Origin of the sequence: Amaricoccus sp., assembly GCF_017993425.1 — a bacterium.
Classification (GTDB): Bacteria; Pseudomonadota; Alphaproteobacteria; order Rhodobacterales; family Rhodobacteraceae; genus Amaricoccus.
Genome location: NZ_JAGOMQ010000039.1, coordinates 1 through 21,022 on the forward strand (window position 1 = coordinate 1; position 21,022 = coordinate 21,022).

At 70.9% G+C, this 21,022-nt stretch carries 28 protein-coding genes; 16 read left to right on the forward strand and 12 right to left on the reverse strand.

Going from position 1 to position 21,022, the window contains the following annotated elements:
• From KBB57_RS16000 to rplP, 10 genes are all read left to right on the forward strand, one after another.
• On the forward strand, window positions 1-121 hold a 121-nt coding region (locus tag KBB57_RS16000; protein WP_290752323.1), incomplete at its 5' end, for a hypothetical protein.
• A 79-nt stretch (window positions 122-200) separates the two neighbouring features.
• Window positions 201-509, forward strand: a complete 309-nt coding sequence (rpsJ, locus tag KBB57_RS16005; protein ID WP_290752229.1) for a 30S ribosomal protein S10 — start codon at window positions 201-203, stop codon at window positions 507-509.
• Between the two features lie 11 nt (window positions 510-520).
• Window positions 521-1,378, forward strand: a complete 858-nt coding sequence (gene rplC / locus KBB57_RS16010) for a 50S ribosomal protein L3 (RefSeq protein ID WP_290752232.1) — start codon at window positions 521-523, stop codon at window positions 1,376-1,378.
• Complete coding sequence (rplD, locus tag KBB57_RS16015) at window positions 1,375-1,995, forward strand: 50S ribosomal protein L4 (protein ID WP_290752234.1); 621 nt, start codon at window positions 1,375-1,377, stop codon at window positions 1,993-1,995. Before rplC ends, rplD begins: the two co-directional genes overlap by 4 nt.
• Window positions 1,992-2,288: a 50S ribosomal protein L23 gene (locus tag KBB57_RS16020; RefSeq protein ID WP_290752236.1), complete on the forward strand. Its 297-nt coding sequence runs from the start codon at window positions 1,992-1,994 to the stop codon at window positions 2,286-2,288. Before rplD ends, KBB57_RS16020 begins: the two co-directional genes overlap by 4 nt.
• 57 nt (window positions 2,289-2,345) lie before the next feature.
• Window positions 2,346-3,185 (forward strand): 50S ribosomal protein L2, encoded by an 840-nt coding sequence (gene rplB / locus KBB57_RS16025; protein ID WP_290752239.1) that lies wholly within the window; start codon window positions 2,346-2,348, stop codon window positions 3,183-3,185.
• A 12-nt stretch (window positions 3,186-3,197) separates the two neighbouring features.
• On the forward strand, window positions 3,198-3,476 hold the full coding sequence (gene rpsS, locus KBB57_RS16030) for a 30S ribosomal protein S19 (RefSeq protein ID WP_290752242.1): 279 nt from the start codon (window positions 3,198-3,200) through the stop codon (window positions 3,474-3,476).
• A 3-nt stretch (window positions 3,477-3,479) separates the two neighbouring features.
• A complete protein-coding gene (rplV, locus tag KBB57_RS16035) occupies window positions 3,480-3,863 on the forward strand; it encodes a 50S ribosomal protein L22 (protein ID WP_290752245.1) in 384 nt (127 codons plus the stop codon).
• Entirely contained in the window at window positions 3,863-4,576 is a 714-nt protein-coding gene (gene rpsC, locus KBB57_RS16040) for a 30S ribosomal protein S3 (protein ID WP_290752248.1), read from the forward strand. The genes rplV and rpsC overlap by 1 nt, the downstream gene beginning before the upstream one ends.
• 20 nt (window positions 4,577-4,596) lie before the next feature.
• Entirely contained in the window at window positions 4,597-5,010 is a 414-nt protein-coding gene (gene rplP / locus KBB57_RS16045) for a 50S ribosomal protein L16 (protein ID WP_290752250.1), read from the forward strand.
• Window positions 5,011-5,628: 618 nt separating this feature from the next.
• Here rplP and KBB57_RS16050 read toward each other — a convergent pair.
• The 12 genes from KBB57_RS16050 to nac form a co-directional block, all read right to left on the reverse strand.
• Window positions 5,629-6,459, reverse strand: a complete 831-nt coding sequence (locus tag KBB57_RS16050; protein ID WP_290752252.1) for an ABC transporter substrate-binding protein — start codon at window positions 6,457-6,459, stop codon at window positions 5,629-5,631.
• A gap of 26 nt (window positions 6,460-6,485) precedes the next feature.
• Window positions 6,486-7,217 carry an amino acid ABC transporter ATP-binding protein gene (locus KBB57_RS16055; RefSeq protein WP_290752255.1) on the reverse strand — a complete coding sequence of 244 codons (732 nt, stop codon included), beginning with the start codon at window positions 7,215-7,217 and terminating at the stop codon, window positions 6,486-6,488.
• Window positions 7,218-7,243: 26 nt separating this feature from the next.
• Entirely contained in the window at window positions 7,244-7,999 is a 756-nt protein-coding gene (locus tag KBB57_RS16060; protein ID WP_290752258.1) for an amino acid ABC transporter permease, read from the reverse strand.
• Window position 8,000: 1 nt separating this feature from the next.
• Window positions 8,001-8,702: an amino acid ABC transporter permease gene (locus KBB57_RS16065; protein WP_290752261.1), complete on the reverse strand. Its 702-nt coding sequence runs from the start codon at window positions 8,700-8,702 to the stop codon at window positions 8,001-8,003.
• A gap of 10 nt (window positions 8,703-8,712) precedes the next feature.
• Entirely contained in the window at window positions 8,713-9,465 is a 753-nt protein-coding gene (locus KBB57_RS16070) for an SDR family oxidoreductase (protein WP_290752263.1), read from the reverse strand.
• 103 nt (window positions 9,466-9,568) lie between these two features.
• Window positions 9,569-10,336 (reverse strand): LamB/YcsF family protein, encoded by a 768-nt coding sequence (locus tag KBB57_RS16075; protein WP_290752266.1) that lies wholly within the window; start codon window positions 10,334-10,336, stop codon window positions 9,569-9,571.
• An 11-nt stretch (window positions 10,337-10,347) separates the two neighbouring features.
• The gene (locus KBB57_RS16080; RefSeq protein ID WP_290752269.1) at window positions 10,348-10,743 is read right to left on the reverse strand and encodes an acetyl-CoA carboxylase biotin carboxyl carrier protein subunit; all 396 of its coding nucleotides are present in this window, start codon (window positions 10,741-10,743) and stop codon (window positions 10,348-10,350) included.
• A complete protein-coding gene (locus KBB57_RS16085) occupies window positions 10,740-11,720 on the reverse strand; it encodes a biotin-dependent carboxyltransferase family protein (RefSeq protein WP_290752272.1) in 981 nt (326 codons plus the stop codon). Before KBB57_RS16085 ends, KBB57_RS16080 begins: the two co-directional genes overlap by 4 nt.
• Complete coding sequence (gene pxpB, locus KBB57_RS16090; protein ID WP_290752275.1) at window positions 11,717-12,373, reverse strand: 5-oxoprolinase subunit PxpB; 657 nt, start codon at window positions 12,371-12,373, stop codon at window positions 11,717-11,719. Before pxpB ends, KBB57_RS16085 begins: the two co-directional genes overlap by 4 nt.
• Window positions 12,370-13,722: an acetyl-CoA carboxylase biotin carboxylase subunit gene (gene accC / locus KBB57_RS16095; RefSeq protein ID WP_290752277.1), complete on the reverse strand. Its 1,353-nt coding sequence runs from the start codon at window positions 13,720-13,722 to the stop codon at window positions 12,370-12,372. Before accC ends, pxpB begins: the two co-directional genes overlap by 4 nt.
• A 5-nt stretch (window positions 13,723-13,727) precedes the next feature.
• On the reverse strand, window positions 13,728-14,147 hold the full coding sequence (locus KBB57_RS16100; RefSeq protein ID WP_290752280.1) for a biotin/lipoyl-containing protein: 420 nt from the start codon (window positions 14,145-14,147) through the stop codon (window positions 13,728-13,730).
• 116 nt (window positions 14,148-14,263) lie between these two features.
• Window positions 14,264-15,220, reverse strand: coding sequence for a nitrogen assimilation transcriptional regulator NAC (nac, locus tag KBB57_RS16105; RefSeq protein WP_290752282.1), 957 nt, complete (start codon window positions 15,218-15,220; stop codon window positions 14,264-14,266).
• Between the two features lie 120 nt (window positions 15,221-15,340).
• Between nac and KBB57_RS16110 the strand changes: the two genes are divergently transcribed.
• The 6 genes from KBB57_RS16110 (at window position 15,341) to KBB57_RS16135 (ending at window position 20,548) form a co-directional block, all read left to right on the forward strand.
• The gene (locus KBB57_RS16110; RefSeq protein ID WP_290752284.1) at window positions 15,341-16,546 is read left to right on the forward strand and encodes an aspartate transaminase; all 1,206 of its coding nucleotides are present in this window, start codon (window positions 15,341-15,343) and stop codon (window positions 16,544-16,546) included.
• Window positions 16,547-16,557: 11 nt separating this feature from the next.
• A complete protein-coding gene (locus tag KBB57_RS16115) occupies window positions 16,558-17,214 on the forward strand; it encodes an RraA family protein (RefSeq protein ID WP_290752287.1) in 657 nt (218 codons plus the stop codon).
• A gap of 10 nt (window positions 17,215-17,224) precedes the next feature.
• Window positions 17,225-18,256: an L-idonate 5-dehydrogenase gene (locus KBB57_RS16120; protein ID WP_290752290.1), complete on the forward strand. Its 1,032-nt coding sequence runs from the start codon at window positions 17,225-17,227 to the stop codon at window positions 18,254-18,256.
• A 42-nt stretch (window positions 18,257-18,298) separates the two neighbouring features.
• On the forward strand, window positions 18,299-19,051 hold the full coding sequence (locus tag KBB57_RS16125; RefSeq protein ID WP_290752292.1) for an SDR family oxidoreductase: 753 nt from the start codon (window positions 18,299-18,301) through the stop codon (window positions 19,049-19,051).
• A 415-nt stretch (window positions 19,052-19,466) separates the two neighbouring features.
• Window positions 19,467-19,619: a hypothetical protein gene (locus KBB57_RS16130; RefSeq protein WP_290752294.1), complete on the forward strand. Its 153-nt coding sequence runs from the start codon at window positions 19,467-19,469 to the stop codon at window positions 19,617-19,619.
• Window positions 19,616-20,548 (forward strand): 2-hydroxyacid dehydrogenase, encoded by a 933-nt coding sequence (locus tag KBB57_RS16135; protein ID WP_290752296.1) that lies wholly within the window; start codon window positions 19,616-19,618, stop codon window positions 20,546-20,548. The genes KBB57_RS16130 and KBB57_RS16135 overlap by 4 nt, the downstream gene beginning before the upstream one ends.
• Window positions 20,549-21,022: the final 474 nt, after the last annotated feature.

Genomic DNA, 21,022 nt, shown 5'->3' on the forward strand with positions numbered 1-21,022 from the left:
CAACCTGAAGTTCGAGGTCACGCTGATCGCGCCGATCGCCATGGAGGAGAAGCTCCGCTTCGCCATCCGCGAGGGCGGCCGCACCGTCGGCGCCGGCGTCGTCTCGAAGATCATCGAGTAACCGGCCGAGAGGCTGCCCGCGGTCGGGGCTCCGTCCCGACCGCGTTTCGTTTCACTGAAAGCCCAAGGGGGCGCCGAAAATGCAAGGTCAGACTATCCGCATCCGGCTCAAGGCCTTCGATTACCGCGTGCTGGACGCGAGCACGGCGGAGATCGTGTCGACGGCCAAGCGCACCGGCGCCCGCGTTCGCGGCCCGATCCCGCTGCCGAACAAGATCGAGAAGTTCACGGTGCTTCGCGGCCCGCATATCGACAAGAAGAGCCGCGAGCAGTTCGAGATCCGCACCCACAAGCGGCTGCTCGACATCGTCGACCCGACGCCCCAGACCGTGGACGCGCTGATGAAGCTCGACCTCGCCGCCGGCGTCGACGTCGAAATCAAGCTCTGAGGGTCCGTGAGATGCGTTCCGGAGTTATCGCAAAGAAGCTGGGGATGACCCGCCTCTTCATGGAGGACGGGCGGCAGGTTCCTGTCACCGTCCTCCAGATGGAGAACGTGCAGGTCGTCGCGCAGCGCACCGGCGAGAGGGACGGCTACACCGCCGTTCAGCTCGGCGCGGGCGCGGCCAAGGCCAAGAACGTCACCGACCCGATGCGCGGCCACTTCGCCAAGGCGAACGTCGCGCCGAAGCGCAAGCTGGCCGAGTTCCGCGTGAGCCCCGACAACCTGATCGAGGTCGGCGAGGAGATCACCGCGGACCACTACTTCGCGGGCCAGTTCGTGGATATCGCGGGGACGAGTACCGGCAAGGGCTTCGCCGGCGCGATGAAGCGGCACAATTTCGGCGGCCTGCGCGCCTCGCACGGCGTGTCGATCAGCCACCGCTCGCACGGCTCGGTCGGCCAGTGCCAGGACCCGGGCAAGATCTTCAAGGGCAAGAAGATGGCCGGTCACATGGGCGCGGTCCGCGTGACCACCCAGAACCTCCAGGTCGTGCGCACCGACAGCGAGCGCGGCCTGATCATGGTCAAGGGCGCCGTGCCCGGGACCAAGGGCGGCTGGGTCACCATCAAGGACGCGGTCAAGAAGGCCACGCCGGACAACGTTATCCGTCCGGCCGCGCTGCGGTCGGCGGCCGAGGAGGCGAAGCGCGTCGCCGAGGCTGCGGCCGCGGAAGCTGCGGCCGCCGAGGCCGAGGCGCAGCGGCTGGCGGCCGAGGCGGAGCAGGCGGCGATCCTCGCCGCCGAGGAAGAGGCGAAGAACGCGCCGCCGGCCGCCGACGACGCGGCCCCCGAGAGCGGGAGCGAGGAGAAATGAAGACCCAGGTGATCAACCTCGACGCCTCGACCTCGGGCGACATCGAGCTCGACGACGCGATCTTCGGGCTGGAGCCGCGCGCCGACATCCTGCACCGGGTGGTGCGCTGGCAGCTGGCGAAGCGCCAGGCCGGCACCCACTCGACGCTGGGCAAGTCGGAGGTCAGCTACTCGACCAAGAAGATCTACAAGCAGAAGGGCACCGGCGGCGCGCGGCACGGTTCGCGCAAGGCGCCGACCTTCCGCAAGGGCGGCACCTACAAGGGTCCGGTCCCGCGCAGCCATGCGCATGACCTGACCAAGAAGTTCCGCGTCCTCGGCCTGAAGCACGCGCTCTCGGCCAAGGCCGGCGCGGGCCAGATCGTGGTGCTCGAGACGGCGACGCTGACCGAGGGCAAGACCAAGGCGCTGGCCGCGGCGGTCAAGGGCCTCGGCTGGAAGCGGGCGCTGGTGATCGACGGCCCGCAGGTCGACGAGAACTTCGCCCGCGCGGCGCGCAACCTCGACGGCATCGACGTGCTGCCGAGCGTGGGCGCGAACGTCTACGACATCCTGAAGCGCGACACGCTGGTGCTCACCCGGGCCGGCGTCGAGGCGCTGGAGGCGCGACTGAAATGAGCATCAATCCCGAGCTCTACGACGTCATCCGCCGTCCGATCATCACCGAGAAGGCCACGCTCGCGTCGGAATCCGGCGCGGTCGTCTTCGAGGTGGCGATGGACGCCACCAAGCCCGAGATCAAGGAGGCGGTGGAGAAGCTCTTCAACGTCAAGGTCAAGGCGGTGAACACCACCGTGACCAAGGGCAAGGTGAAGCGCTTCCGCGGCCGTCCCGGCACGCGGAAGGACGTGAAGAAGGCCTATGTGACGCTCGCCGATGGGGCCACCATCGACGTGACCACCGGGCTCTGAGGCTAAGACTTTAACGAAGCGCCCCTCCGGGGCGACGAAAACGGAAGACAGCAAGTCATGGCGTTGAAAACGTACAAGCCGACGACGCCGGGCCAGCGTGGGCTGGTTCTGATCGACCGTTCCGAGCTGTGGAAGGGCCGTCCCGTCAAGTCCCTCACCGAGGGCCTGACATCCAAGGGCGGCCGCAACAACCTCGGGCGGATCACCATGCGCCGGCGCGGCGGCGGGGTGAAGCGGCTCTACCGCGTGGTGGATTTCCGGCGGGCGAAGCTCGACGTGCCGGCGAAGGTCATCCGGATCGAGTACGATCCGAACCGGACGGCGTTCATCGCGCTGATCGGCTACGCCGACGGCGAGCAGGCCTACATCCTCGCGCCGCAGCGGCTCGCCGCGGGCGACACGGTGGTGGCGAGCCAGAAGGCCGACATCAAGCCGGGCAACGCGATGCTCTTCACCTCGATGCCGATCGGGACGATCGTCCACAACGTCGAGATGAAGCCGGGCAAGGGCGGCCAGATCGCGCGGGCGGCTGGCACCTATGCCCAGTTCGTAGGGCGCGACGGCGGCTATGCGCAGATCCGCCTCTCCTCCGGCGAGCTCCGGCTGGTGCGCCAGGAATGCATGGCGACGGTCGGCGCGGTGTCGAACCCCGACAACTCGAACCAGAACTTCGGCAAGGCCGGGCGCATGCGGCTCCTCGGCTACCGGCCGAAGGTGCGCGGCGTGGTGATGAACCCGATCGACCACCCGCATGGCGGCGGCGAGGGCCGCACCTCGGGCGGCCGGCACCCGGTCACGCCCTGGGGCAAGCCGACCAAGGGGGCGCGCACGCGGAAGAACAAGGAGACCTCCAAGTTCATCCTGCGCTCGCGTCACCAGAAGAAGAACAAGAAGTAAGGAGCCCGGCATATGGCACGTTCGGTCTGGAAGGGCCCCTTCGTCGATGCTTACGTCCTGAAGAAGGCGGAGCGCTCGCGCGAGTCGGGCCGCAACGAGGTCATCAAGATCTGGTCGCGGCGCTCGACGATCCTGCCGCAGTTCGTCGGCCTGACATTCGGCGTCTACAACGGCAAGAAGCACATCCCGGTCTCGGTCTCCGAGGACATGATCGGGCAGAAATTCGGCGAGTACTCGCCCACCCGCACCTTCTACGGGCATGCGGCTGACAAGAAAGCGAAGCGGAAGTAAGCCATGGGCAAGGAAAAGAATCCCCGCCGCGTGGCGGACAACGAGGCCATGGCGGTCAGCACCATGCTGCGCGTCAGCCCGCAGAAGCTCAACCTCGTCGCCGCGATGATCCGCAACAAGCCGGTCGACAAGGCGCTGGCGGATCTGACCTTCTCGAAGAAGCGCATCAGCGACGACGTGAAGAAGACGCTGCAGTCGGCGATCGCCAACGCCGAGAACAACCACGGGCTCGACGTCGACGAGCTGGTCGTGGCCGAGGCCTATGTCGGCAAGAACATGCTGCTGAAGCGCGGCCGTCCGCGCGCCCGCGGCCGGTTCGGGCGCGTCGTGAAGGCGTTCAGCCAGGTCACGATCAAGGTGCGGCAGGTGAGCGAGGAGACCGCGTAATGGGTCAGAAGATCAATCCGGTCGGTCTCCGGCTTCAGGTCAACCGCACCTGGGACAGCCGCTGGTTCGCCGACGGCAAGGACTACGGCAAGCTCTTGCACGAGGATCTGGCGATCCGCGACTTCGTCAAGAAGAACGCGGCGCAGGCCGGCGTCAGCCGCGTGGTGATCGAGCGCCCGCACAAGAAGTGCCGGGTGACGATCCATGCCGCCCGTCCGGGCGTCATCATCGGCAAGAAGGGCGCCGACATCGAGGTGCTGCGCAAGAAGCTGGCGCAGTTCACGAAGTCGGAGCTGCACCTCAACATCGTCGAGGTCCGGAAGCCCGAGATCGACGCGGCGCTGGTCGCGGAGAACGTGGCCCAGCAGCTCGAGCGGCGGGTCAGCTTCCGCCGGGCGATGAAGCGGGCGGTGCAGAACGCCATGCGCATGGGCGCGCTCGGGATCCGGATCAACGTGGCCGGCCGCCTCGGCGGCGCGGAGATCGCGCGGACGGAGTGGTATCGCGAGGGCCGGGTGCCGCTGCACACGCTGCGGGCGGACATCGACTATGCGCTGGCGGAGGCGAAGACCGCCTACGGGATCATCGGGATCAAGGTCTGGATCTTCAAGGGCGAGATCCTCGAGCACGATCCGCAGGCCCGCGACCGGCGCCAGTCCGAGCTGCAGGAAGGCGGGGGCATGCGCCCGCAGCGCTCGCGCGAGCGGGCCTGAGCCGACAGGGGTAGAATGACATGCTTTCACCGAAGCGAACGAAGTTCCGCAAGCAGTTCAAGGGCCGCATCCATGGCGAGGCCAAGGGCGGCTCGGACCTGAACTTCGGCCATTACGGCCTCAAGGCGACCGAGCCCGACCGCATCACCGCCCGCCAGATCGAGGCGGCCCGCCGGGCGCTGACTCGCCACATGAAGCGCCAGGGCCGGGTCTGGATCCGGGTCTTCCCGGACGTGCCGGTGTCGAAGAAGCCGACCGAGGTCCGCATGGGCAAGGGCAAGGGCGCCGTCGAGTTCTGGGCGGCGAAGATCAAGCCGGGCCGGATCATGTTCGAGATCGACGGCGTCGACGAGGAGGTGGCCAAGGAGGCCTTGCGCCTCGCCGCGATGAAGCTGCCGATCAAGTGCCGCTTCGTGGCCCGCGAGGACTGGTAAGGGGACGGCGCCTCGGCGCCGGACGGCGAGGATCAGGAGGCCCCGGGAAACCGGGGCCTTTTTTCTTGCGCGGGGGCAACGGTTTCTTCAGTCGAGCCGGCTGGGTTCGTTCGTAGCATTGCGTTGAGGATGACGAGGAGCTGGCGTCCGGTCGCGATGAGGATGGTCTTTGGAGCTTTGCCCGCGCGGCGCGCATCCTCTCGCGCATCGCGATGAGCGCCGGGAAGCGAGAGGCGGTGCGCCTCGTGTGTCGCGACATCGGGCCCGAGACACGGAAGGTGCTCGCGGAGGGGCCTGATTACCGCGGCGCTGGTTCACCCGCTGGATCAGGCCTCGGACCAACTCATACAGACGATAGTCGACGCCACAGGCGAGCGGCAGAGCGGACTCATCCTGCAACGAACAATTGGCTTTCACGCGGTGCTCCGGAGAACATGTGACGTAAATCACAAGCCGGGCCACGCGCTTATAACTTTACGCACGAGGCCTCATCTGACGGCGATCTCGACCTTGATGGTCTTGGCCGGATCTCGCCGGCTCGCACCGCCGTCCCGAAGCGCCAGAGGCGCCGATCGGTTTCCACCGATCGGCGCCCCTGGCTGCGTCATCTATGGCATTTTACGGGATCGGGGTGAACTCGAGCTGGTCGAGGGGGACGACCTTGTCGGTGCGGGTCATCTTGAACTCGGTCTCCGGGCCGAGCCATTTGTTCCAGAGCTCGTTGATCTGGCCGGCCTCGTCCATGGCGAGGAGCGTCTCGTTGACCTTGGCGAGCAGCGCCGGCTCGCCCTGCTTCATGCCGATGCCGATCGGCTGGTAGACCATCGGCTCCTCGATCATCTTCAGGGGCACGCCCTTCGTCTGCGACTCGTTGACGAGCTTGGTGATCGTCATCGTGTTCGCCACCATGCCGCGCGCCTTGCCCTGCTGCACGGCCATGAAGGCCGAGCCGGTGTCCTGGAAGGTGAGCGGGTCGGACTCGTTGAGCTTGATCGCCATCTCGGAGGTCGAGCCCTTGGTCGAGGCGAGGCGCTTGCCGACGAAGTCGGCCTTGGCGCTGCCCGGATCGTCGGCCTTCACCGCCAGCATCTCCTTGGCGAGGTAGTAGGGGTCGGAGAACTGGATCTGCTCGGCGCGGCTGAGCGTGTAGGCAAGGTTGGCGATCGTCAGGTCGACGCCGCCGAGCTTCACCTCGGGGACCCGGGCCTCGACCGAGAGCGGGTGGATGTCGGCGGCCACGCCCCAGCGCTCGGCGATCGCCTTGCACATGTCGACGTCGAAGCCGACCATCTCGCGCGTCGCCGGGTCCGGCGCGGCGAACGGGTTCACGTCGGCGAAGGTGCCGCAACGGAGCACCTTGGCGGCCATGATGTCGTCGAGCTGGTCGGCGCGGGCCACGCCGGCGGCGCCGGCCGCGAGCACGGCGGCGAGAGCGAGGGTCTTCAGCATGGGTGGATCTCCCTTGTTGGTTGGTTTCAGTGGCGGAGGTCGGACAGGAAGCGCTGCGCCCGCGGATGTTGCGGCGCGCGGAAGAAGGTCTCGGGGTCGGCCGTCTCGAGGATCTGCCCGGCGTCCATGAACCAGACACGGTCGGCGACGTCGCGGGCGAAGCCCATCTCGTGGGTGACGCACATCATCGTCATCCCCTCGGCGGCGAGACCCTTCATCACCGCCAGCACCTCGCCGACCATCTCCGGGTCGAGCGCGCTCGTCGGCTCGTCGAAGAGCATCGCCGGCGGCTCCATGGCGAGCGCCCGGGCGATCGCGACGCGCTGCTGCTGGCCGCCCGAGAGCTGGCCTGGATAGGCGTCGGCCTTCTGGGCCAGGCCGACCCGGTCTAGGAGCGCCATCGCCTTCGCGCGGGCGACCTCGCGCTTCACGCCGCTGATCTTGACCGGCGAGAGCGTGACGTTCTCGAGCGTCGAGAGGTGCGGGAAGAGGTTGAAGCTCTGGAAGACGAAGCCGATGTGGCTGCGCAGCCGATTGAGCTCGCGCCGGCTCATGGCGGCATGCACGTCCTTGCCGTCGAAGAGGATCGACCCGGAGTTGATCTCCTCCAGCCGGTTGACGGTGCGGATCAGCGTCGACTTGCCGGAGCCCGACGGCCCGCAGACCACCACCACCTCGCCGCGCTTCACCTCGGCGTTGACGTCGGTCAGGGCTTGGTAGTCGCCGTACTTCTTGTTGACCTGTCGGAACTCGATCATGGGCGTCGCTCCCGTGGCGGTGGCGTTCATGGCTCGGCGGTCAGGGCGCGGACGCCCAGGCTCGGCGGCATCGGCGGCGCGCCCCGGCCGGCGCGCTTGTCGGAGATCCGGCGCTCCAGCCAGATCGCGGCGCGGGTCAGGCTCCAGCAGATGATGAAGTAGGTGATCGCGAGGATCGCGAAGACCTGGAAGGGCTGGGTCAGCAGCTGGTTGTTGATCTGGTTCGCCGCGAAGGTGAGCTCTGGCACGTTGATGACGTAGCCGAGGGTGGTCTCCTTGATGGTCGAGACGAACTGGCTGAGGATGCTCGGGATCATGTTGTAGAGCGCCTGCGGCAGGATCACCCAGGCCATCGCCCCGAGATAGGAATGCCCGAGCGAGCGCGCCGCCTCCATCTGGCCGCGGCCGAGGGCGACGATGCCGCCGCGGATGATCTCGCTGAGGAAGCACGCCTCGTAGATGACGAGGGTGATGAGCATCGCCACGAACCCCGGAACCCGGGCGCCGAAGAGGAGCGGCGTGGCGAAGTAGACCCAGAAGATCAGCATGAGCAGCGGCACGCCGCGGGCGAAGTAGACCAGCGCCGTCGACGGCCAGAACAGCAGCCGCCAGGGCGAGAGCCGGGCGAGCGCGACGAGGATGCCGACCGGGAAGGCGAGCAGGATCGACAGCACCGAGAGGATGAGCGTGGCGGCGACGCCGCCGAGCGGGCCGTTCGGATACTGGCCGACGAGGAGCAGCAGCCAGTTGTCGCGGACGATGGCGATGATGTCGGCGATCATCTCAGCGCCCTCCCGCCCGGGCGGCGCGCACCTGCAGGAAGGCGCCGACGGCCATCAGGGCGAGCGAGATCGCGAGGTAGAGAACCGTCGCGATGGTGTAGGCCTCGAACACCCGGAAGCTCAGGCTTTGCACCTCCTGCACCGCGTGGGTGAGCTCGGAGACGCCGATCGCCATCGCGAGGCTCGAGTTCTTGAAGAGCGAGACAGTGTGGTTGATGAGCGCGGGCAGCGCGTTCCTGACGGCCTGCGGCATCATGACGTAGCGCATCGCAGAGATGTGGCCGTGGCCGAGCGCCTTCGCCGCCTCGGCCTGGCCGGCCGGGATCGAGCGCAGGCCCGAGCGCAGGTCCTCGGAGAAGTAGGCCGCCTGGCAGAGGCCGAGGGCGATGACCGCGAAGATCGTCTCGCCGTTGTTGTCGCTCAGCCAGTACTGCATCGCCGTCGGCAGCAGCGCGAAGATGCCGAAATACCAGAGCATGAGCTGCACCAGCGTCGGCACGTTGCGGTGGTAGGAGATGTAGGCCGTCACCACCGCGTTCGGCAGCCGGCCGGGCAGCTGGCGGATGACGAGGAGCGTGATCCCGAGGCTCATGGCGAGGAGCCACGAGCCGACGAAGACGACGAAGGTGAACCGGATGCCCTCGCGCAGCATCGCCGCGTAGTCGGCATTCCCGAGGACTTCCCAGAGGTCGAAGCCTTCCATCGCCCCGGCCTCAGGCGCTGACGGCTTCGGGGCGGGCGGTCTGGAGGCCGCCGGGCACCTGCAGGGTCGGGGTGATCTCCATGTGGCCGATGTTGACCGCGACGGGGGCGGCGATCGCGAAGGCGATGGCGTCGGCGATGTCCTTCGCTTCGGGCAGCTCGTAGCCGTCGATGAACTTCGCGCGGATCTCCGGGCTGTCGCCGTGGACGTGGGCGAAGATGTCGGTGGCGACGCGGCCGGGACAGATCTCGGTGACGCGGACGCGATGGCCGAAGGCGTCGATGCGGAGCTGGCGCGACAGCATGCTCACCGCCGCCTTGGTGGCGTGGTAGATCGAGTTGCCGCCGAAGTTGTAGGCCCCGGCGATCGACGAGATGTTGACGACGTGGCCCCGGCCGCGGGCGACCATGCCGGGCACGACCAGGTGGCAGAGGTGGAGGACCGCGCGGAGGTTGACGTCGACGAGGAGGTCGATGTCCGCGGCGTCGCCCTTCAGCAGGCCCTTCGGCTTGTCGACGCCGGCGTTGTTCACGAGGACGTCGAACTCGGTCTCGCCCGCGAGGCGCGCCAGCGCCGCGGTGTCGCTGACGTCGATGGCGTGGGGAATGCAGCCCGTGCGTGCGGCGAGATCGGCGAGGGCGCCGGCGGAGCGCGCCAGCGCGTGGACCTGCAGGCCCTCGCGGGACAGGCGCTCGACCACCGCGGCGCCGATACCGGAGGAGGCGCCGGTGACGAGAGCGGTCCGGTAATCCGAGAACGGCATGGGGGCGACCTCCTTCTGTTGTCCCGATGGTGCGGCTTCGGACGAAACGGCGCCAACACGGATTGTCACTGTAGCCATAAGCGGCACTTATGGTGGACGCGCGTTACTTGTGCAGTTGCGAAATCGGCGTCACCGTCCAGCCGGCGTCCTCGACCAGTCGTCTCAGCGCCTTGCCGAGCGCGACCGCGCCCGGCGTGTCGCCGTGCAGCAGGATGCTCTCGGGCTTCGCCGGCAGCAGCGTCCCGTCCCAGGTCTCGACGACACCGTCCTTCAGCAGCCGCCCGACTCTGGCGAGCACCGCCGCCTCGTCGTGGATCACCGCGCCGGGCTTGCCGCGGGGCACGAGGAGCCCGTCCTTGTCGCAGGCCCGGTCGGCGAGGAAGGTCGTCGCGACCCGGAGGCCGCAGCGGGCCGCGGCGGCCTCGATCGCCGTGCTCGGCGACGACGAGATGGTGAGGCCGTCGTCGAAGCGCGCCACCGCCTCGACCAGCGGCCCGGCGAGGGCCGGGTCGGCTGCGGTCATGTTGCCGAGCGCGCCGTGGAAGCTCATGTGCGTCATCGCGGCGCCCTCGGCGCGGGCGATGCCGGTGAGCGCCCCGAGCTGGTAGGTCACCATCGCCGCGAGCTCGGCGGGCGCGATCTGCATCGGGCGGCGGCCGAAGCCCTGGCGGTCGGGGAAGCCGACATGGGCGCCGACGTCGACGCCGCGCTCGCGCGCGACGCGGACGGTGCGCGCCATGATCACCGGGTCGCCGGCATGGAAGCCGCAGGCGACGTTCGCCGAGGAGACGATGGCGAGGAGCGCGTCGTCGTCGCCCATCGCCCAGGGCCCGAAGCCCTCGCCGAGGTCCGCGTTGAGGTCGATGCGCATGGGGTCCCTCCTCAATCGTTCGGCAGGAAGTCGAACAGCCGGTCGCCGTAGCCGACGAGAGCGCCCTCCTCCGGCAGGGCCGCCACCACGATCCCGTCCGCCGGCGCCGGTACCGGCACCAGCAGCGCACCGATCCGGAGGAGCGCGATCGGCTGCCCGGCGACGACCGCCTCGCCGTCGGCGGCGAGCGGCGCCTCATGGAGCGGATGCGCCCGCAGGAACGTCCCGAGCGACGGCGAGGTCACCGGCGCCACGTCCGGCTCCGGCAGCGTCGCCGACTCGGCGGCCGCCCCGACGGCGCCGCGCGACAGCGCGAGCGCGAAGTCGGGGCTGGTCAGCTCCAGGCGCCCGATCCCGGCCTCGGCCATCGCCTCGGCAAGCGCGGCGATCTCGTCCGGTCCCATCATGCGGCCCTCCGTGCGCGGAGGAGAGCGGCGACGCGGCGCACCTCCGCCAGCCATGCCTCGACCTCTTCCCGCGCGGCCAGCGCGTCGGCCCAGTCGACGCGCCGGAAGCGAAAGCGCGTGCCGATCGGCATCTGCCCCAGGCGCCAGAGATCCGCCTCGATCACCGCGCCGACCTTGGGATAGCCGCCCGAGGGCTGGGCGTCGCACATCTGCACGATCGGCTGGCCGCTGTGCGGCACCTGGATCACGCCGGGGACGATGCCATGCGAGCGCGTCTCGAGCGGCCGCGCGAGCTCCAGCCCCGGCCCGGCGAGGCGGAAGCCGTAGCGGTCGCTCTGCGGGGTGATCTTCCACGCCTCGTCCCAGAAGCTTTCGAGCGAGGTCGCGGTGAAGGCGCCGTACTCCGACGCCGGCAGCACCCGCACCGCCGGCAGCCCGTCCGCCTCCAGCGGCAGCGCGAGGCCGGGCGGCACGACGCCGGCGATCGCCGCCGCCTCCGGCGCCTCCCCGGCCGTCAGCCGGTCGCCCTGGCGCAGCATCCGCCCGTCGAGCCCGCCGATCGCGCCGCGGAGCTGGGTGCTGCGCGAGCCGAGCACCATCGGCACGTCGATCCCGCCCGCCACCGTGAGATAGGCCCGCGCCCCACGCCAGCGGCCGGCCTGCGGCAGCCCGAGCCGCAGCACCTGCCCGGCCCGCGCCCGGGCGCTCGCCCAGGGCAGGAGCGGCACGCCGTCGAGCGTGGCGGCGCAGTCGGCGCCGGTGACCGCGAAGGCGAGGTCGGCCTCGAAGCGCACCTCGAAGGGAAAGACCTGCGCCTCGACCCCGGCGGCGTCGTCGGCGTTGCCGAGGAGCAGGTTGCCGGCGACGAGCGCCAGCCGGTCCATCGCCCCGGCGGTGCCAACGCCCCAGCGCACCGCCTCGAAGCGCCCGAGGTCCTGCACGCTGGCGAAGGCGCTCTGCGACAGGATCTCGATCATTTCAGGATCTCCGCCACGCGGAACACGATGCTGTCGCCGGGCTGCAGCAGCACCGGCGGGTCGCGGGTGGCGTCGAAGAACACCATCTCCGTGGCGCCGATGGTGTTCCAGCCGCTCGGCCCGTCCGAGGCCGAGACACCCGTCTGCGCCCCGCCGATCGACACCGCGCCGCCGGGGATGCGCAGCACCGGCACCTTGCGGCGCGGCGTGGCGATCCGCGGGTCCATGCCGCCGAGGTAGCAGTAGCCGGGATGGCTGCCGAGCGCATAGACCGGGTAGACTGGGCCGGCGTGGATCGCGACGATCTCGTCGATCGGGAGGCCGGTATGCGCCACCACGTCGGCCATGTGCGGCCCGCCGTCGCCGCCGTACGTCACCGGCAGCTCGACCACCCGCCCGTCGAGCGGCAGCGCCACTGCTTCCTCCCAGGCCCCGACGAGCCGCGCCTCCAGCGGCTCCAGGCGCTGCGGCGGCGTGGCGAGGCTCAGGAGCAGGTTGTTCACCCCCGGCACCGCCTCGCGCACCTCCGGCCAGGTGGCCGCCTCGCGCGACAGCGCCCAGATCCGCTGCTGGCAGGCGAGGCTCGTCTCGCCCGGAGCCTCGAAGAGCAGCGCGCTCGTCCCGAGGACGCTCACCACCGGCTTGTCGCTCATCGCCCGGCGTCTCCTTCCAGCATCCGCGTCAGGTGGTGGATGTCGACCCCGCCGGCGACGAAGCCCGGGTCCGCCACGATCCGCCGGTGCAGCGCGAGGTTCGTCGCCACCCCGTCGACCCGCGCCTCGGCGAGGGCGCCGCGGAGCCGCGCCAGCGCCTCGTCGCGGGTCGCGCCGTGGGCGATGACCTTGGCGATCAGCGAATCGTAGTAGGGCGGCACCTTGCCCCCGGCCGCCATGTGGGTGTCGACCCGGATCCCCGGCCCCCCGGGCATCTCGAACCGCGTCACCGTTCCGGGCGAGGGTGCGAAGGTCTCCGGATCCTCGGCGTTGATCCGCGCCTCGAAGGCGTGGCCGCGGCAGGCGACGTCTCCTTGAGCGAAGGAGAGCGGCAGCCCCTGTGCCACCCGGATGCCCTCGCGGACGATGTCGACGCCGGTCGTCTCCTCGGTGATAGGGTGCTCGACCTGGACGCGGGTGTTCATCTCGATGAAGGCGAAGACGCCGTCCTCGTAGAGGAACTCGAAGGTGCCGGCGCCCTCGTAGCCGATCTGCCGGCACGCCTCGGCGCAGCGCTCGCCGATCTCGGCGACGAGGCCCGCGTCGAGCCCCGGCGCGGGCGCCTCCTCCAGCACCTTCTGGTGCCGCCGCTGCAGCGAGCAATCGCGGCTGCCGAGCCAGACCGCCTGCCCGTGGCGGTCGGCGATCACCTGGATCTCGACGTGCCGCGGATGGGTCAGGAACTTCTCGACATAGATCTCGGGGTTGTTGAACGCGCGTCGCGCCTCCTCGCGGGTGACGACGAGCGCCTCGGCGAGCCCGGCCGCATCCTTCACCACCCGCATTCCGCGGCCGCCGCCGCCGCCGGCGGCCTTGAGGATCACCGGGTAGCCGAGCCCCTCGACGATCCCGCGCACCGCGTCGATGTCGTCGGGCAGGCCGGCGTCCGGCCCGGGAACGCAGGGCACGCCCGCCCGGATCATCGCGCCCTTGGCGGCCACCTTGTCGCCCATGGTGCGGATGCAGCCGGCCGGCGGCCCGATGAAGGTTCGCCCCGCGCGCGTCACCGCCTCGGCGAAGTCGGCGTTCTCGGAGAGGAAGCCGTAGCCCGGATGGATCGCCCCGGCCCCGGTCGCCTCGGCCGCGAGCAGGATCGCCGCGGGGTCGAGGTAGGACCGCGCCGCCGGCGACGGCCCGATGCAGACAGCGACGTCGGCGGCCCGCACGTGCGGCGCCTCGCGGTCGGCCTCGGAGTGCGCCGCGATCGTGCGGAGCCCGAGGGCGCGGGCGGCGCGCTGGATCCGAAGCGCGATCTCGCCACGGTTGGCAATGAGCACGGAATCGAACATGAGCCTCACTCGATGCGGAGGAGCAGCTGGCCGGCCTCGACCTCGTCGCCCGACGCGACCTCGATCGCCGCGACCGTCCCGTCGCGCTCGGCACGGATCTCGTTGAAGACCTTCATCGCCTCGATGACCGCGACCACGTCGCCGGCCGCAGCGCGCGTCCCCATGGCGACGAACGGGGGCGCTCCCGGGGCGGGGCTCAGGTAGACGAGCCCCGCGAGCGGCGCCCTTACCCCGCCCTCAGCCCCCGGCCGTGCCGGCGCCGCCGGCCGCGGTCGTTCCGCCCGCCGGGGCCCGGGGACCGCCGCGACGCCGCCGTCCGCCGCGCGCACGAGGCGCAGCGTCCACTCCCCGCGGGTCAGGGTCATCTCCGCCAGACCGGAGGTGGTGAAAGACGCCATCAGTGCCTTGATCTCGTCGAGGTCCATCGCGCGCCCTTTCGGTCGGTCTGCCGGAAGGGTAGCGGACGCCGCCTTGTCCCCGCCAAGACGGATCGTCTCTGCCTCGATAAGCCTCTCTTATGTCGGGCGGCGCGCCCCGGCGGTCAGGATGGCGGGGCGACCCGCCGCCGTCTCGGCCTGCGTCCCGCTGGCGCCGGCGAAGCCCCCGGCAGCGCGGCGGCGAGCTCCATCAGCACGTCCTTCACCGCCTGCGCCGGCTCCGACAGTGGCAGTTGGTCCGATTGGCAGAGCGCCAGCGGCGCCTCGATCGACGGCTCGACGATCCGCGCCCGCCAGCCGCCGGTCGCCGCCACCACGCGACGCGCCATCGAGGCCGGCAGGATCGTCGCGCCGAGCCCCTCGCCGATCACCGCGGTCAGGGTCCCGTCCGATTCGATTTCCGCAACGACGTGCGGCGCGAGGCCCGACCCGGAGCAGGCGTCGTTCACCATCTTGCGGACGATGTTGTAGGGCCGCGGCAGCACCAGGTCGAGATCGACGACGTCGCCGAGCGCCACCGTCTCCCCGGGCTTCTCCATCGCCCCCGGCCCGACGAGGTAGAGCGGCTCGAGCTGCAGGAGCTGGAACGACAGTCCGTGTACCGCCGTCGTCCCCCCGTAGAGCACCGCGAGGTCCATGCGCCCGGTCATGATGAGCTCCGAGAGCGTCGTGCCGTAGGTCTCGTTGAGATAGAGCACGATACCGGGATGCCGCTCCCGCACCGCGCGCAACAGCGGCATCGCCAGGTCGGCCGCCGCCGTGCCCGGCGCGAGCCCGACCGAGACGGCGCCGGAGAGCCCCTGGCCCGCAGCGTTCATGTCCGCCCGCGCCTGCTCCACCTGCCGCAGGATCAGCTGCGCGTGCCGGTAGAGCGCGGTGCCCGCCGCCGTCGGCGTCACCCCGCGCTTGGTCCGCACCAGCAGCTGCTGGCGCACCTCGGCCTCGAGCGCGAGGATCTGCTGGCTGAGCGCGGGTTGCGCGACGTGCAGCAGGTCGGCGGCCTGGGTCATGCTGCCGACGTCGACGATCTTCACGAAGCACTGCAGGCGCCTGAAGTTCATCCTTCGCCCCGCTCACCCATAAGCGATCCCTATGTAAGCAGAGCGAAGCCGTCTTGGCCACGGCCGTGTCGGCGGGAGTAGCGTCCGGACATCCAACGGGTCACGACCGGGAGAAGGGCCTTGGGCATCCACGTTTCCGAGCGCGTCCGGCGCATCAAGCCGTCGCCGAGCACCGCCGCCGCCGACCGCGCCAACGCGCTTCGCCGCGAAGGCCGCTCGATCGTCAGCCTCGTCGTCGGCGAGCCCGACTTCGACACGCCCGCCCCGATCCGCGAGGCCGCCGCGAAGGCGATGGACGCCGGCGCCACCCGCTACACCACGCTCGCCGGCACCCCGGAGCTCCGCAAGGCCATCGCCGACAAGCTCCGGCGCGAGAACGGCATCGAGTTCGACCCTTCCGAGATCGTCGTGACGAACGGCGCCAAGAGCGCGATCTACGCCGCCTTCGCCGCTACCCTCGACGAAGGCGACGAGGTGATTGTCCCGGCGCCCTACTGGGTGTCCTACCCCGACGCCGCCCTCGCCTGCGACGGTGTCCCCGTGGCGGTCGCCTGCCCCGAGGAGCAGGGCTTCAAGCTCACCTCCGCCCAGCTCGAGGCGGCGATCACGCCCCGGACCCGCTGGCTGGTCCTCAACTCGCCCTCGAACCCGACCGGCGCCACCTACACCGCCGACGAGTACCGGGCGCTGGCGAAGGTCCTCGCCCGCCACCCGGACGTCATGGTGATGACCGACGACATCTATGAGCACATCCGCTTCGCCAACGGCGTCGCGCCGCACCTGCTCGCCGCCGCGCCGGAGCTCCGCGACCGCACCCTCGCGATCAACGGCGTCTCCAAGACCTACGCAATGACCGGTTGGCGCATCGGCTGGGCCGCCGGCCCGCGCGACCTCATTCGCGCCCTCGACACCCTGCTCTCGCAGGCGGCCGGCAACGCCTGCTCGGTCAGCCAGGCCGCCGCCGCCGCGGCGCTCAATGGCGACCAGTCCTTCGTCGCCGAAAGCGTCGCCACCTACCGCGCCCGCCGCGACAAGACCGCGGCCGGAATCAACGCCATCCCCGGCCTCTCCTGCCGCATCCCCGAGGGCGCCTTCTACCTCTACGTCAACTGCGCCGACCTGATCGGCCGGACCACGCCCGAGGGCAAGCGTCTGGCCGAGGACGGCGACGTCGTCCTCTACCTGCTCGAGCGCGCTGGCGTCGCGGTGGTCGCCGGCGCCGCCTACGGCCTCTCGCCCTATTTCCGCCTGTCGATCGCCACGTCGCAGGACGTCCTCGACGAGGGCGTGAAGCGCATCGCCGCCGCCGTCGCCGACCTCCGCTGAGGAATGACCCCATGACCATCGAGAAGAACCCGAGCGCCCCCTCCGTCGCGCCCGAGCTGCTGGAGCGCCTCCGCGACCTCCAGGTCGCCCTGATCAGCGACCAGCTGCACCGCAACCAGGGCTTCGCCGGCCTCCGCCCCTACCACAAGCCGAGCCCCCTCGCCGGCACGGCCGTCACCGTGCGCACCCGCGCCGGCGACAACCTCGCGATCCTGCGCGCCTTCGAGTTCTGCCGCCCCGGCGACGTGATGGTGGTCGACGCCGACGGCGACTGCGCCAACGCGCTCGTCGGCGGCATCCTCACCTTCTACGCCGCCTCGATCGGCATGGCCGGCATGGTGCTGAACGGCGCCATCCGCGACACCGCCGAGATCGCCGAGCGCACCTTCCCGGTCTACGCCGCCGGCCACACCCACCGCGGCCCCTACAAGGACGGCCCCGGCGCGATCAACGTGCCCGTCACCCTCGGCGGCATGACCGTCCGCCCCGGCGACATCGTCGTCGGCGACCAGGACGGCCTCCTCGCCTTCCCGCCGGAGCAGGCCGAGGACCTGATTGCCAAGGCGATCGTCCACCGCGAGAAGGAAGAGGCGACCATCGCCGCGATGAAGGCCGGGCGCTGGGACCGCGCCTTCATCGACACGCTCGAAGCCCGCGCGATCAACTGAGGAGACGCCCATGCGCGCCGTCGTCATCCACGCCGCCCGCGACCTGCGCATCGAGGAGCGCGCCCCCGAGACGGCCGGTCCCGGCGAGGTCGAGGTCGCGATCGAGGCCGGCGGCATCTGCGGCTCCGACCTCCACTACTACGCCCACGGCGGCTTCGGGACCGTGCGCCTGCGCGAGCCGATGATCCTCGGCCACGAGGTCGCCGGCCGCGTCATCGCCGTCGGCGAGGGCGTCGCCGGCCTCGCCGCGGGCGACCGGGTCGCCGTCTCGCCGAGCCGGCCGTGCGGCGCCTGCGCCTACTGCCTCGAGGGCCTGCCGAACCATTGCCTCGACATGCGCTTCTATGGTTCGGCCATGCCCTTCCCGCACATCCAGGGCGCCTTTCGCGAGCGCCTTGTCGCCCGCGCCTCCCAGTGCCACAAGGTCGCGGACGGCGTCGCGATCGGCGAGGCCGCCCTCGCCGAGCCCTTCGCGGTCACCCTCCACGCCCTCTCGCGCGCCGGCTCGCTCCTCGGCAGGCGCGTGCTCGTCACCGGCTGCGGCCCGATCGGCGCGCTGGCGATCATCGCCGCCCGTGCCCACGGCGCCCGCGAGATCGTCGCGACCGACGTCGCCGACGGCGTCCTCGCCTTCGCGCGGAGGGTCGGGGCCGACCGCACCATCAACGTCGCCACCGACGCCGACGCCCTCGCCGCCTACGGCGCGAACAAGGGCAGCTTCGACGTGCAGTTCGAGGCCTCCGGCAACGCCGCCGCGATCCGCGCCGGCCTCGACGTCCTGCGCCCGCGCGGCGTCCTCGTCCAGCTCGGCCTCGGCGGCGACATCGCCATCCCGCAGAACCTCGTCGTGGCGAAGGAGATCGAGCTCCGCGGCACCTTCCGTTTCCATGCCGAATTCGGCCTCGCGGTCGACCTCATCAACGCGCGTCGGGTCGACCTCTCGCCGCTCCTGACCGGCACCTGGCCCGTCGCCGAGGCAGTCGCCGCCTTCGAGGCCGCCGGCGACCGCAGCCGCTCGATGAAGGTCCAGATCGCCTTCTGACGCAACCGCCGCGCGCGAACCGGCAAGGAGAAGCCTCCGCCCATGTCATTCCCGCTCTTCGACCTCTCCGGCCGCCGCGCGCTCGTCACCGGCTCCAGCCAGGGCATCGGCCTCGCGCTCGCCGCCGGCCTCGCCGCGCACGGGGCGACGGTCGTCCTCAACGGCCGCGACGAGGGCAAGCTCGCCGCGGCCGCGGCCGGCATCCCGGGCGCCGGCGCCGCCGCCTTCGACGTCACCGATCCCGACGCCGCCGCCGCCGGCGTCGCCGCCGTGCTCGCCGCCGGCCCGATCGACATCCTCGTCAACAACGCCGGCATGCAGTTCCGCACGCCGCTGGAAGATTTCCCGGTCGAGCGGTGGCAGCAGCTCCTCGCCACCAACGTCTCCAGCGTCTTCTACGTCAGCCAGCCGGTCGCCCGGCACATGATCGCCCGCGGCCGCGGCAAGATCGTCAACATCGCCTCGGTCCAGTCCGAGCTCGCCCGACCGGGCATCGCCCCCTACACCGCGACCAAGGGCGCGGTGCGCAACCTCACCCGCGGCATGGCGACCGATTGGGCCCGCCACGGCCTGCAGATCAACGCCCTCGCGCCGGGCTATTTCGAGACCCCGCTCAACCAGGCGCTGGTCGACGACCCGGCCTTCTCCGAGTGGCTGGCGAAACGCACCCCGGCCGGCCGCTGGGGCAAGGTCGAGGAACTGGTCGGCGCCGCCGTCTTCCTCGCCTCCGACGCCTCCTCCTTCGTCAACGGACACACGCTCTATGTCGATGGCGGCATCACCGCGAGCCTCTGAGCCCGCGATCGTGGTCATGGGGGTCTCCGGCTGCGGCAGGTCCACGGTCGGGGCCGCCCTCGCCGCGGCGCTCGGCCGCCCTTGCCGCGAGGGGGACGCGCTCCGCCCGGCCGCGAACGTGGCGAGGATGGCCGCCGGCATCCCCCCTCGACGACGCCGACCGCTGGCCCTGGCTCGACAGCGTCGCCGCGGCCCTCGCCAAGGGCGGCGTCGTCTCCTGCTCGGCGCTGACGCGCAGCTACCGCGCGCGCCTGCGCGCCTGCGCCCCGGGGAAGCAGCTCCTGGATCGCCGTCCCCTCCGCAGCTATCGCGCGCGCCCGCGCTCCGGCGCAGGACGGCCGGTCGCCTTCGTGTGCCTGCGCGGGGCTGCCCGGCGCTCCTCGCCGACCGCGTGGGCGCGCGAGCCGGCCACTTCATGCCGCCCTCGCGGCTGGCGCGCCAGCTCGCCACCCTCGATGATCCTTCCGGCGAGCCCGGCGCCGTCACCGTCGACATCGACCGCCCCCTCGCCGCCGCCGCAGTCGCCGCCCTCGGCGCCGCTGCCCCTGACCCGGAGACCCGCCCGTGACCAAGCCGACCGTCCTCATGACCGGCGCCTATCCCGCCTGGGATCTCGACGACCTCGAGGCCAACTACCGCGTCCTGAAGCTCTGGGAGGCGCCGGACGCGGACGCCTTCCTCGCCGAGCACGGGGCTGAGGTGCGCGCCGTCGCCACCCGCGGCGACCTCGGCGCCTCGGCGGCGCTGATGCGCGCGCTGCCGAAGCTCGAGATCGTCGCCTGCTACGGCGTCGGCACCGACGCGATCGACCTCGCCCATGCCCGCGCCGCCGGCGTCCGGGTGACGAACACGCCCGACGTCCTCACCGCCGACGTCGCCGACATGGCCGTCGCGCTGCTCCTCGCCGCCGCCCGGCTGATCCCGCAGGGCGACGCCGAGATCCGCCGCGGCGGCTGGGCGATGCCGCTCACCACCCGCGTCACCGGCAAGGCGGTCGGCATCGTCGGCATGGGCCGGATCGGCAGCGCCGTCGCGAAGCGCCTCGCCGCCTTCGACTGCGACATCGCCTATTTCGGCCGCAGCCGGCGCGACGATGCGCCCTACGCCTTCGAGCCCGACCTCCTCGCCCTTGCCCGGCGCTCGGAGTTCCTGGTCCTCACCCTCGCCGCCAGCGACGCCACCCGCGGCCTGATCGACGCCGCCGTTCTCGACGCTCTCGGCCCGGACGGAATCCTCGTCAACGTCTCCCGCGGCTCGACCGTCGACGAGCCTGCGCTCCTGGCCGCCCTGGAAGCCGGCAGGATCAAGGCCGCCGGCCTCGACGTATTCCTGAACGAGCCCGGGATCGACCCGCGCTTTGCGGCCCTGCCGAACGTCGCCCTGGCGCCGCACCACGCCTCCGGCACCATCGAGACGCGCAAGGCGATGGGCCAACTCGTCCGCGACAACCTCGCCGCCCATTTCGAGGGCCGCGCTCTCGCGACGCCTGTGGCCTGAACGCCGCCGCTGTCCGTCGCCCTCCGCCGAGACGCAGCTCCCCGACGACCAGAAGGACATGGTCGACTGCACCAGCATCCCCGGCGTCAAGGGCTGCGCCAACGACCAGTTGATCCACCGAGCGAGCGGTGGCGGGAGGGCAGACGCAGACGCCCTCTGATCCCCCTGGCCGGCCTGTGGATAAATCTGTGGGTAACTTTATATCAAAGCAAAAACAACAACATGACTAGCGTCACACTGTGGGATATTTCCCGGAATCCTCACCCCTGAGACGGCCCCGATCAAGAGACCGGGGCCGTCTCGGCAAGACCGCAGGGGACGCTCCCCGCACCTCGGTCATCTTCCGAGGCGCCGGGAAAGCGCGGGCCATGGTTGGCAGACGAACTCGGCGTCGGCGTGCATTCCGGTTGGCCAGCGCTGCGGCCGGGTGGCTTGTCGAGGCGGTGCGTCGGGAGGCGTCGGCCTTCGCCGGGG